Raw genomic sequence first — 12,138 nt, forward strand, 5'->3', positions numbered from 1 at the left:
ATCACCTCGATATTTGCCATTGTCAATTAATTGTTTGACGTTGGCAAGTATCTCGGCGTCTCAACCAACCATGACGATCCGGCTGCGCAGCATGGTCCGGGACGACCGGCCCAGCCGCCGGAGCAGCCGCGCCTCGGAATGGCGGGCCTGGGGCGGATAGCCGCCGATCCGGTCGTAATGATCACGCGCAATCAGGAGCCCCTGATCGCCGAGCGGACCCACGAGCTTGCGCGCCACGGCCCAGGCGACGTCGCGGAATGCGGTATTTACGTAAGGAGAGCGCGCATAGCGGAACACCGCCGCGCGATCCCGGCCACTGCTGGCGACCGCCTGGATGAACTGGGTGGTTTCCTCGATCCAGCCGGTTTCCAGCACGGCGCCTGCGGGCAGGAACATCAGCCAGGGCGATCGGGCCTGGAGCGCGCCGGCGGCGAGCGCGGCGCCTTGCGAGTGTCCCTCGAACGCGATGAAGCGGCAGCCTGCGACGTCGGCAACGCGTTCGATGACGCCATTGCGCGTGCGGTCGACGAGAATGACTTCCCGGATGACGCCGGCCGCGGCGCCGGGGACCAGCGCGGCCAGGGTTGCGACTGCCGTCTGCTCGACGCCTTCGGTTGGAATGATGACGCTCAGCATGGTCGAGGCTTCAATGTCCGCACTTCGGGAGAAGCGTAGCGCTGCATGTCGTTGTCATAAACCCGTAGCGTGACCGAGTGCAACTTTCCCGCGGTGCCGCGGCGTGCGATGGTAAACCGCAGCCGGTCAGTGCAGCCTAATGTGTCCTGCGCGGCCGGTAATATTGCCGAATCTTTCGGCACAAGCCCCACTCGACGGTATTAATCCGGGGCTTCATGGCGACACCTCGCTGCGCCGGCACTCGGTCGCGCGCAGCTGAGGATGCACTTTGCAGGAAAGGTCGAATGAAGATGTGTGATCTTGCGCGCGGGAGAGGCCTCCTATGAACGCCGATCAACTCGCCGTCGGCGCGGTGCCGCTCTCGCCGAAGCAGGAGGCTGCGCCGACCTTGCGGATCCGGGCGCTGATGCTGGGCGACCGCATCAATGCGTCGGGGCTGGAGATCGGCACGCTGGTGTCCTCGACGCCGGCCGCCTTCCGCGTCCATGGCGGTCTTGCCGTGATCTTCCGCTACGGCGTCGTCGTGCTGATCGGACTGCTTCCGTCCGAGGAGAAGGTCCTCATCGACAACCTGAAGTCACGCGTCACCGGAGAGCTCAGCCCGTTCGAGGAGGAGATCGCGCAGGCACAGCTCTGCCACGACGAAGCCGCAGAGGCGATCCAGCCGGGCGGGCCGATCTGCCTTGCCAAATTCTCCGACGATCGGCTGCTGGTGGTTGCGGATGCGCTCGCCAAGAGCACGTCGCTGGCGCGCGACGAGCGCCGCGTCGCCGCGGTATTCGACGTAATCGAGCCGTTTGCACGGGATCTCGCCGAACACGGCCGCACGCCGCAGCGGCGCAAGGGCATCCTGCAACTGATCGGCAATGCGCTGCTGGTGCAGCAGCGTGTCGCCGGCCGCGTCGCCATCGCCGAGAAGCCCGACGTGCTGTGGGAGAAGCCCGAGCTCGATCGGCTCTATTCGCGTCTGGAGGACGAGTACGAGCTGAAGGAGCGCCTCGACACGCTCGAGCGCAAGCTTGCCGCGGTGTCGGAGACTGCCAACGCGTTGACAGACATCATCGACACCCAGCGCTCGCTCCGCCTGGAGATCGCCGTCGTGGTGCTGATCCTGATCGAGGTCGCGATGGGGAGTTTTCAGCTCCTGGCCGGCCGCGGTCACTAAAGCATGATCCGGAAAAGTGCGAAGCGGTTTTCCGGAAAGATCATGCGTAACCAAAAGACCTGAAGCGCGACGACGATTCATCCGAATCTCATGGCGCTTCAAGGCGCGGCGGCGTGCCTGTCGTGTTGGCTGGATTGCGCCTGCCACGCCGCGATCTCGGCGAGCTCCGCTTCGGGCCGTGTCCGGATCGTCTCGCAGCGTCCGAGATAGAGCTCTCCGGCATCGCCCTCGATCGTCATCCACTCGCCTTCGGCAAGTGTGAGATTGCCGAGCTGGACCTGCTTCGCGGCAGGATCGATCTTCAACTCGCGGCAGCCGACCACGCAAGGCTTGCCCATCTGGCGTGCCACCAAGGCCGCATGCGAGGTGCGCGCGCCGACCGATGTGACGATACCGGCAGCCAGCGCGAAGCCTGCGACGTCGGCGGTGCTGGTATCGGGACGCAGCAGGATGACCGGCTCGCCCGCCGCCGAGAGGCGCTGGGCGCTTTCGGACGAGAACGCCGCCCGTCCGATCCCGATGCCGCCGGAGGCGCCGATTCCGGTCGTCGCGGGCTTGCCGGAGGAAACCAGCCTGGTTTCGGTGAGCGAGGCGAGGTCGATCTCCGCAATCCGCTCCAAGGCCTCGTCCTTCGAAATCAGGCCTTCATGCACGAGGTCGATCGCGATCCTGGCGGCGGCCCGCGGCGTGCGCTTGGCGGTGCGGGTCTGGAGGATCCAGAGCCGGCCGTTCTCGACCGTGAACTCGACGTCCTGGACGTCGGCGAACGCGTGCTCGAGTCGCCTCAGGATATCGCCGAGCTCCGATTCGAGTTTCGGCAGCTCGCGGGCGATCGCCTCGGCCGTATCAGGTGTGCGTCTTCCGGAAACCACGTCTTCGCCCTGCGCATCGAGTACGAGGTCGATCATCGGGCGCCGCGCGCCCGTCGACGGATCGCGCGAGAATGCCACGCCCGCGCCGGAGGCAAGACCGCCATTGCCGAAGACCATCGCCTGCACGGTCACGGCGGTACCCTCGAGCGCTTCGAGGTGCTGGAGGCTGCGATAGGTCAGCGCACGCTCGCTCATCCAAGAGCGATAGACCGCCTGAGCCGCCGCCTCCAGTTGCGCGATGGCGTCCTCCAGCGGGGCATCGGCGCGATCCTCGACCAGCGCCTGCTCGCGGCTGGCGAGCCGCTCGAGCGCTTCGCTGTCGAGCTCACGGTCGCTGCCGACGTCTTCGGCTGCGACGAGTTCCGAGATGCAGGCGGCAAAGGCGGCCGGGTCGAGCTCGAGCACGGTCTCGCCAAAGCTCTCCAGGAAACGGCGGCGGCAATCCCAGGCGAGCCGCGGCCGGCCGGTCGCACGGATCAGGCCGTGCACGGCATCGACCGTGCAGCCGACGTTGAGAACGGTGTCGAGCATGCCCGGCATCGATCGCGCCGCCCCCGAGCGCACCGACACCAGGAGCGGCTGCCGGCGGTCCCCGAAGCGCTTTCCGGTGGCGCTTTCCAGGAACGAGATTCCCTCCTTCAAGCCATCGCGCAGGTGTCGCGTGGCCTGCGCTTGGCCGGCAATGATGTCGGCGCAGAGCCTGACCGGTAGCACGAAGGCAGGCGGCACCGGCAGGCCCAGCGCCGCCATGCGGGCGAGATTGGCGGCCTTGGCGCCGATCTCTTCGGCGGGCCGCAATTCGGCGGCTTCAGCACCGATACGGACGATATGCATGGTGGCTTCCTCAAGCTGCGAGATCGATCATGATGTGACGGCGGAGCAGATGACCGAACGCGGCGAAGCGGTCGGTGGCGCGCTCGACGGCGCGGGCGAGCTCGATCACCGACAGCGAGGTCGCGACGTCGAAGCCGCCGCAGAAGACCAGTGCAGTGATCGCGCGTTCGCGGTTGTCGGCGGCGTGCTCGGCGTCGATCAGGCGGGTCACGGCGGAGAGCGCGTCCTCGGAATCGGTGCGCCGTCCCTCCGGCACGTCGATCGCAGCCGCGACACCGCTCGCGGCCACTTCGGTCGCGGTCTCTGCCACTGTGCAAAGCTCGACCAGCGATGCCAGCAGGGATGGATCGGTCCTTTCCGGCATCAGCGCCGCGATGAATGCGGCCTGCTCCAGCTCGTCGACGGCTTCTTCGGCGCGATCGATCAATTGTCCGATCAACGGGCGGGCATTGAGGCGGTCGACCTCGTTGCGGCTCTCGATCGCGATTCTGTCCGCCTTCTGCTCGATCGCGCCGCAGCGTTGCGTCAACAGCTTGCCGTCGACGGGCTGGTTCGCGCGCAGCGCGGCAATATGGCGCGAGATCGCCGCGACGAGATCGTGGGCGAGGCCGATCTGACGCAGCACGGCTGCCAGCAGAGTCCCGTCGACGCGATCGAGGTGCCGCATCAGATCGGCTTCGATCTGGTCGCGCACCGTCCTGACCGAGCGGCCCGCAAGCAGTGCCTCGGTGGACGCGCGCAGAGATGCCTTCAGGAAATCGATTGCAGCGTTGCGGCCGAGCGCCTGGTCGAGCCGCTCGCCGAAGCCGATCCGTGTGGGGGCGGCGTTCCGGACAGCAGAGCCCAGCAGATCGTTGCCGCCGAGCTCGAGGAAGCCGCGATGGCCGATCCGCTGACGCGCAGCCCATTCGAGGATGCGTGCCGCGTCATCCTTGGCGACCCAGGTCCTGAGCAGTTTGCGCGCCTTGTTCCAGTCGATCAGGAAAACCAGTGCGGAACCGAGCGCGGCGAGGAATTCGTTGCGATCGGCGGCGTGGTCGGCCTGATGCTGCCCGGTGACGAGATAGAATGAATTGTCTTCGCCGAGGCCGGCTGCGGTGTGACGATCAAGGCCGCTCCAGGTCACCTCGAACTCGTCGAACAGCGAGATGAAGAACTTTGCCCGCGTCAGATGCACGTCGGTGTAGGTGACGGTGACCGCGTTCTTCTTCACCGCGATCACGACGACATGGGCGTCCGTGGTGCCGATGTCGTTCTGGATCAGCAGCCGGCCGCCGGCGCGCGTAGCCATGGTGTCGAGGCCTGGATGGTTGAACTTGAGACCCCGCGTCGCGTTCAGGCCCTTCATGAAGGCCGCGACGGCCGGCCGGTCCTCGCTGTGCAGGCCGAAGACATGGGCGCCGTCGAGCGCCTCTTCCGAGCAGCTCGCCGCAAGCCTGTTGAGCTGCTTGTGCAGATCCATGACGAGGCGATGCAGGCTGTCACTGCCTGCGTCAGCCACGCCGGTCAGGCGCGAGATGCGGGACATCTCGATCTCGCCGGTGGCATCGAGCAGGCCGGCTGTGCGGATCGCGTCGAGCCGCGCCTGCGCCCGTTCGCCTTCGCTCACCGCGCCGGCGCCGACGGCGCGGATCATGGTCGCTGCATCGTCCGCAATCTCCTGCAACAGCTTCGCAAGATCGGGGGCCGCGAGTCGGCCCTGTCCGATCAGATGGGCGCCGCCGATCAGCGCCGCGATCCCCGCGGGGACGATGCCTGCAGTCTGACTTTCGACGGCGAGGTCATTCGCGGGCCGGTCAGGCTCCTGCGCATGCTGGGCCGCCGCCTGCAGTGCGCTCATCCGCACCTTGATCCGGTCGTTGGCGGCGAGCCCTTCCGCCACCAGCGCGGGCAACAGGATGCTGCCTTGTCCGAGCTCTTCGATGATGTGGGTCTTCATGATCTGTCCGCCACCAGGATTGATGCGCTTTCTTTGCCGCGAAACCGCGGCGGCAGCATTGCGGCAGATCATTCATAAAACCGTCACGTGACGTGGCGTCCACGGACCAGGGCCGCGCAATGGCGCGCGATCGTCATCTCTTCATTGGTTGGGATGACGAAGACATCGACGGCGCTGTCGCCGCCGTTGATGCGCCCGCGCGCCGCCTCGTTGCTGGCGGCATCGATGCGCACGCCCATCCATGCGAGACGCTCGCCGATCGCGCCGCGGATCTCCTTGGCATGCTCGCCGATGCCGCCGGTGAAGACCAGGCAGTCCAGGCCGCCGAGCGTGGTCGCCATCATTGCGACAGCCTGCGCCGCACGGAAGGTGAAGAGATCGACCGCCTCGCGCGCAGCAATCTCGCCGCTCGCGAGCAGCGTGCGCATGTCCGCGGAGGTGCCGGAGACGCCGAAGAGGCCTGACTCGTGATAGAGCAGGTGCTGGACCTCTTCGACCGACATGTTCTCGTGTTGCTGCAGATAGAGCAGCACGCCGGGATCGATCGTGCCGCAGCGCGTGCCCATCACGAGGCCGTCGAGCGGCGTCAGCCCCATCGTGGTGTCGATGCTGCGGCCATCGCGCAATGCGCAGAGGCTGGCGCCGTTGCCGAGATGCGCGATGATTGTCCGCCTGGCCGCAAGCTCCGGCGCGATCTCGGAAAGGCGTCCCGCGACATATTCGAATGAGAGGCCGTGAAAGCCGTAGCGCCTGACACCACGCGCCTCGAAGCGTCTGGGAATGGCGAAGCGGCTCGCCGGCGGCGCGAGGCCGTGGTGGAAGGCGGTGTCGAAACATGCGATCTGCGTCAGTTCGGGCCGGATCGCCGCGAACGTGCGGACCGGCGCAAGGCAGCGCGGCTGGTGCAACGGTGCCAATGGTGTCAATGCCTCCAGCTTCGCGGTGATGTCGTCCGTCAGCGCGACCGGGCCGGAATAATCCGGCCCGCCGTGAACGATGCGGTGACCGACGGCCCGCAGGCTGCGTTCGCCGAACCGGTCCTCGATGAAGCCGAGCACGTCGGCGAACAGATGGCCGCCGGCGGCGTCTGGCGCGTCCCTTCGTGTCTCGAACAGGTCTTCGCCCGCGGGGTCCTTCACCACGAGCCGGGGTCTTGCCTCGTGTTCGTCGAGCAGGCCCTTGCAGAGCAGGGAGGGCTCAGCCGCCGAGACGTCGAACAGGCCGAACTTGATGCTCGACGATCCCGAGTTGAGGACGAGGACCGTGTCCGGCATGGCTAGTCGCCGGCTTCGGCCGGCGTGTTGCCGCCGGCGCTGTTCGGCCAGACCCAGTCGCGGATCTCGGGCATGTCCTCGCCATGCTCGCGGATATAGCGGGAATGCTCGATCAGTTTGTCGCGGAACTGCTGCTTCACATGCGCGGCCTTGGTCGCCAGACCCGGCACGCGTTCGATCGCCTCGATCGCGAGATGGTAACGGTCGAGCCCGTTGAGCACGACCATGTCGAACGGCGTCGTCGTGGTGCCTTCCTCGGCAAAGCCGCGCACATGCATGCCGGCATGGTTGGTGCGGTTATAGGTCAGCCGGTGAATGAGATAGGGATAGCCGTGATAGGCGAAGATCACGGGCTTGTCCGACGTGAACAGGCCGTCGAAGTCGCGGCCGGAGAGGCCGTGCGGGTGCTGACCCCTGGGTTGCAGCGTCATGAGGTCGACGACGTTGACGACGCGGATCTTCAAGTCGGGCAGCGCCTTGCGCAAGAGGTCGACGGCGGCGAGCGTCTCCAGCGTCGGCACGTCGCCGGCGCAGGCCATCACCACGTCGGGTTCGCTCTTTCCATCCTCCGTTCCGGCCCAGGTCCAGATGCCGATCCCGGCATCGCAATGCGTCGCCGCGTCCCGCATCGAGAGCCATTGCGGCGCCGGCTGCTTGCCGGCGACGATGACGTTGATGCGGTTGTAGGTGCGCAGGCAGTGATCGGCGATCCACAGCAGTGTGTTGGCATCCGGCGGGAAATAGATGCGGACGATGTCTGCTTTCTTGTTGGCGACGAGATCGACGAAGCCGGGGTCTTGATGGCTGAAGCCGTTATGGTCCTGACGCCAGACATGCGAGGTCAGGAGATAATTGAGCGAGGCGATCGGGCGCCGCCACGGCAGCTCGCGCGTGACCTTCAGCCATTTGGCATGCTGGTTGAACATGGAATCCACGATGTGGATGAAGGCCTCGTAGCAGGAGAAGAAGCCGTGCCGCCCCGTGAGCAGATAACCCTCGAGCCAGCCCTGGCAGAGATGCTCGCTCAAGACCTCCATCACGCGACCGTCCTGGGCGAGGTGCACGTCGTAGGATTCGATCGGCTCCATCCAGACGCGTTCGGTGGCCTCGAACACGGCATCTAGCCGGTTCGACGCGGTCTCGTCCGGCCCCATGATGCGGAAATTGCGCTGTTGCGCGTTGAGGCGGATGACGTCGCGCAGGAATTTGCCGAGCTCGCGCGTCGCTTCGGCGACGGTGCCGCCGGGCTGCCGCACCTCGACAGCGAAGCTGCGGAAGTCGGGCAGCTTCAGCTCCTTTTTCAACAGGCCGCCATTGGCGTGAGGATTGGCGCCCATGCGCCTGACACCTTCAGGTGCGAGCGCCTGAAGCTCGGGAGCGAGCGCGCCGTTCGCGTCGAACAGTTTTTCCGGCTCGTAGCTGCGCATCCAGTCTTCGAGCACTTTCAGGTGCGCCGGATTTTCGCGGCAGCCGGCGACAGGCACTTGATGCGCGCGCCAAAAGCCCTCGACCTTCTTGCCGTCGACTTCCTTCGGGCCGGTCCAGCCCTTCGGGCTGCGCAGCACGATCATCGGCCAGCGCGGCCGCTCGACGCTTGTCCGCCCGTCGCGGGCGTGCTGCTGGATCGAGCGGATGCTGGCGAGTGCGACATCGAGCGCATCCGCCATGGCACGGTGCATCAATTTGGGATCATCGCCCGCGACGAACAGCGGCTCGTGCCCGTACCCGCGGAAGAGATCGCGGATCTCCGCATCTCCCATCCGTCCGAGCACGGTGGGATTTGCGATCTTGTAGCCGTTGAGATGCAGGATCGGCAGCACGGCGCCGTCATGCGCCGGGTTCAGGAACTTGTTCGAGTGCCAGGACGCGGCGAGAGGGCCGGTCTCGGCCTCGCCGTCGCCGACGACACAGGCGACGATCAAATCAGGATTGTCGAAGGCCGCGCCATAGGCGTGCACCAGCGCGTAGCCGAGCTCGCCGCCTTCGTGGATCGAGCCCGGCGTTTCCGGCGCCGCGTGGCTCGGAATGCCGCCCGGGAAGGAGAACTGCCTGAATAGCTTGCGTAATCCGTCCGCATCGCGCGCGATGTCGGGATAGATCTCGCTGTAGCTGCCTTCGAGATAGGTGTTGGCGACCATGCCGGGGCCGCCATGGCCGGGTCCGCAGACATAGATGATGTTGAGGTCCAGCGCGCGGATCACGCGATTGAGATGGGCATAGATGAAGTTCAGGCCGGGCGTGGTGCCCCAATGGCCGAGCAAACGCGGCTTGATATGCTCGGGCCGCAACGGCTCACGCAGCAACGGATTGTCGAGCAGGTAGATTTGCCCGACCGAGAGGTAGTTGGCGGCACGCCAATAGCGATCGAGCAGATCGAGGTCGCCGGTCGCGGCGGCCGCTTTTTGTTGAATTGTCATGTTCCTTCGGCTTTCACCCAGCGATCGTCACCAACTTTGTTCCGGCACGATCGATCCCTGTGCGGGATCAAACGAAATCGTCGTGACGGGCGTATTGCGTGAGGTCAAAGCCGCGCGCCCGAAATTTGGGCGGCTACTTTGCATGGGGTTGTTTTCACGTTTCTTGTTTGTGTTCTTGATTTGTTCCTTTTGCGTGCTATCTTGATTGCATGAGTCCAGCATCCTCTCATGCTCTCAAGCACCCGCCGGTCACGGCGCCCTCCGAGCCGGCGGGTGCGCCTTCAGATTTCCCCGAGCTTGGCGTCGCCATCGATCGCGCGCGAAGGCGAGGGCGGGGCGCACAATCCAATGCCAGCGGCCGTTACGAGGCCGAGGCGCGCGTCGCTTTCGACGACGGCTGGCAGAGCCTGGAAGAGCTGCCGCCGTTCAAGACCAGTGTCGGTGTCGACACCTCGCGCAAGGTGATCACCCGCAACGATTCCCCGGACATTGGCTTCGACCGCTCGATCAATCCCTATCGCGGCTGCGAGCACGGCTGCGTCTACTGCTTCGCGCGACCGACGCATGCCTATCTCGGCCTCTCGCCGGGGCTGGATTTCGAGTCGAAGCTGTTCGTGAAGCCCGAGGCGCCGGCGCTGCTCGAGAAGGAGCTCGCCGCCACCGGCTACGAACCCAGGATGATCGCGATCGGCACCAACACCGATCCCTACCAGCCGATCGAGCGCGAGCGAAAGATCATGCGCGGAATCCTCGAGGTGCTGGAACGCGCCAGCCATCCCGTCGGCATCGTCACCAAATCGGCGCTGGTGGTGCGCGACATCGACATTCTGGCACGGATGGCCAAGCGCAACCTCGCCAAGGTCGCGATTTCGGTCACCTCGCTCGATCCGAAGCTCGCGCGCACCATGGAGCCGCGGGCTTCGACGCCGCCGAAGCGGCTGGAGGCGCTGAAGCAGCTCTCGGATGCCGGCATTCCGACCACGGTGATGGTCGCGCCCGTGATCCCCGCGCTGAACGATTCCGAGATCGAGCGCATCCTCGATGCCGCCGCCCATGCCGGCGTCAAGGAAGCCTCCTATGTGCTGCTGCGACTGCCGCTCGAGGTCCGCGATCTCTTCCGCGAATGGCTGATGGCGAACTATCCGGACCGCTATCGCCACGTCTTCACCCTGATTCGCGACATGCGCGGCGGGCGCGACTACGATGCGAAATGGGGCGAGCGGATGAAGGGCACCGGCCCGATGGCCTGGACCATCGGCCGCCGCTTCGAGATCGCCTGCGACAGGCTCGGTCTCAACAAGCGGCGCTCCAAGCTGACCACGGATCACTTTGCGCGGCCGAAGCGGAACGGCGATCAGCTCAGCCTGTTCTGACAGGGAAGGTGAAAGAGGCATGGCATGAGTCAGGAATTGGCGGCTCCGGCGCCGAGGCTCACCGTCGTCACGCTGGGCGTGAGCGACATCCGCGCCAGCATCGCCTTTTACGATGCACTCGGCTTCTCGCGCCGGCTGAAGGCCACCGGGGAGGCCGTCGCCTTCTACGATACCGGTGGTCCGGTGCTCGCCCTGTATCCGTGGGATCAACTCGCGGCAGATGCGACCTTGCAGGACGCGCCGAGGCCATCGACCTTTCGCGGCATGACGCTCGCCTGGAACTGCCGGACGCGTGAGGAGGTCGATGCGGTGCTGGCCTTCGCCATCGGGAAGGGGGCCGGCCTGCTGAGGGCGGCGCACGAGACCGACTACGGCGGCTATTCCGGCTATTTCACCGACCCCGACGGCCATCCTTGGGAGGTCGTGGTCGCGCCCGGTATCGAGGTGGGCGAGGACCGCCGGGTACATCTGGCGGACTAGGACGGCCTGAATAGTGGGAATATCCTGGGTTCCCGGTTGCGCTGGCGAAGCCCCTTGCGCACGATCCCGGCCATGATTCGGGACAAGTCCGCCAAGAACCCAGCCAAAGACGCGCCAAAAAAGGAGGCTGCGAAGAAGGCCGCGCCTGCCAACGAGGCCAAAGCGCCTCCGGCCAAGGCTCCGAAGGTTCCTGCCGGCAGGAAAGGCATCATTGCCATTGCTCCCCCTAGCTTCCGCCGCGAGCGCGCGCTGATCAAGCGCGGCGTCTGGCCTGTTGCCGGGTGCGACGAGGCCGGCCGCGGCCCGCTGGCCGGTCCCGTGGTGGCAGCGGCTGTGATTCTCGATCCCGATCGCATCCCGCGCGGTATCGATGATTCCAAGCGGCTGACTGCCGAGGAGCGCGAGAAGCTGTTCGACAAGATCTGCGCCACCGCGCAGGTCTCGGTCGCCGTCGCCTCGCCCTCGCGGATCGACCGCGACAACATCCTGCGTGCCTCGCTGTGGGCACTGAAGCGCGCCGTGGTGGCACTGCCGGAGGCGCCCAGGCACGTCTTCGTCGACGGCCGCGACCGGCTCGACACCGAATGCGATTGCGAGGCGGTGATCGGCGGCGACGGTATCGTGCTGTCGATCGCCGCGGCATCCATCGTCGCCAAGGTGACGCGTGATCGGCTGATGTGCGCGCTGGCCCAGGACTGCCCCGGCTACGGCTTCGAGCAGCACAAGGGCTACGCCGTCCCCGACCATATCGAGGCGCTCGACCGCCTCGGCCCCTCCGTCCACCACCGCCGCTTCTTCGCCCCGGTCGCCGCCGCCCGCGCCAAGCATATGCCCTGGACCGCCGAGCCGGTGCAGGATCTTTTCGCGGTGACAGAGGTCGAGGTGCAAGTGGACGCGGCCGTCGAGATCGACGTCTCGGCAAATCTCTAAATCGACCCCACAGCTCTACCACCCGTCATGGCCGGGCTTGACCCGGCCATCCACGCCTTACGCACCGTCCGAAGAACGTGGATGCCCGGGACAAGCCCGGGCATGACGACCGATAGCGCAAGTGTGCTCAGGTGTGCTTGTGCCTCAGCCTGTAAGAACGGGGAGAGGGGGCAGACCGAAGTTGCCACGACGCGCGGTGCCCCTTATCAAAGTGTTCG

The 12,138-nt window shown here is 66.0% G+C and carries 9 protein-coding genes; 4 read left to right on the plus strand and 5 right to left on the minus strand.

Going from position 1 to position 12,138, the window contains the following annotated elements:
* Window positions 1-60: 60 nt before the first annotated feature.
* Complete coding sequence (locus ABIA42_RS04435) at window positions 61-636, minus strand: glycosyl transferase (RefSeq protein WP_370115271.1); 576 nt, start codon at window positions 634-636, stop codon at window positions 61-63.
* 322 nt (window positions 637-958) lie between these two features.
* Here ABIA42_RS04435 and ABIA42_RS04440 point away from each other — a divergent pair, with 322 nt between their 5' ends.
* Complete coding sequence (locus ABIA42_RS04440) at window positions 959-1,801, plus strand: RMD1 family protein (protein ID WP_370115269.1); 843 nt, start codon at window positions 959-961, stop codon at window positions 1,799-1,801.
* A gap of 98 nt (window positions 1,802-1,899) precedes the next feature.
* On the opposite strand, the gene ABIA42_RS04445 is transcribed toward ABIA42_RS04440, so the two are convergent.
* The 4 genes from ABIA42_RS04445 to ABIA42_RS04460 form a co-directional block, all read right to left on the minus strand.
* Window positions 1,900-3,507: a PEP/pyruvate-binding domain-containing protein gene (locus ABIA42_RS04445; protein ID WP_370115267.1), complete on the minus strand. Its 1,608-nt coding sequence runs from the start codon at window positions 3,505-3,507 to the stop codon at window positions 1,900-1,902.
* Window positions 3,508-3,517: 10 nt separating this feature from the next.
* Window positions 3,518-5,446, minus strand: a complete 1,929-nt coding sequence (locus ABIA42_RS04450; protein WP_370115265.1) for a hypothetical protein — start codon at window positions 5,444-5,446, stop codon at window positions 3,518-3,520.
* A gap of 83 nt (window positions 5,447-5,529) precedes the next feature.
* The gene (locus ABIA42_RS04455) at window positions 5,530-6,720 is read right to left on the minus strand and encodes an acetate/propionate family kinase (RefSeq protein ID WP_370115263.1); all 1,191 of its coding nucleotides are present in this window, start codon (window positions 6,718-6,720) and stop codon (window positions 5,530-5,532) included.
* Between the two features lie 2 nt (window positions 6,721-6,722).
* Entirely contained in the window at window positions 6,723-9,137 is a 2,415-nt protein-coding gene (locus ABIA42_RS04460; protein WP_370115261.1) for a phosphoketolase, read from the minus strand.
* A gap of 209 nt (window positions 9,138-9,346) precedes the next feature.
* Here ABIA42_RS04460 and ABIA42_RS04465 point away from each other — a divergent pair, with 209 nt between their 5' ends.
* The 3 genes from ABIA42_RS04465 (at window position 9,347) to ABIA42_RS04475 (ending at window position 11,920) form a co-directional block, all read left to right on the plus strand.
* Window positions 9,347-10,510 (plus strand): PA0069 family radical SAM protein, encoded by a 1,164-nt coding sequence (locus ABIA42_RS04465; protein WP_028180938.1) that lies wholly within the window; start codon window positions 9,347-9,349, stop codon window positions 10,508-10,510.
* Window positions 10,511-10,534: 24 nt separating this feature from the next.
* Complete coding sequence (locus ABIA42_RS04470; protein WP_370115259.1) at window positions 10,535-10,990, plus strand: VOC family protein; 456 nt, start codon at window positions 10,535-10,537, stop codon at window positions 10,988-10,990.
* Between the two features lie 72 nt (window positions 10,991-11,062).
* Window positions 11,063-11,920 carry a ribonuclease HII gene (locus ABIA42_RS04475; RefSeq protein WP_271526616.1) on the plus strand — a complete coding sequence of 286 codons (858 nt, stop codon included), beginning with the start codon at window positions 11,063-11,065 and terminating at the stop codon, window positions 11,918-11,920.
* Window positions 11,921-12,138: the final 218 nt, after the last annotated feature.

Origin of the sequence: Bradyrhizobium sp. USDA 327, assembly GCF_041262065.1 — a bacterium.
In the GTDB taxonomy this organism is placed as follows: Bacteria; Pseudomonadota; Alphaproteobacteria; order Rhizobiales; family Xanthobacteraceae; genus Bradyrhizobium; species Bradyrhizobium liaoningense.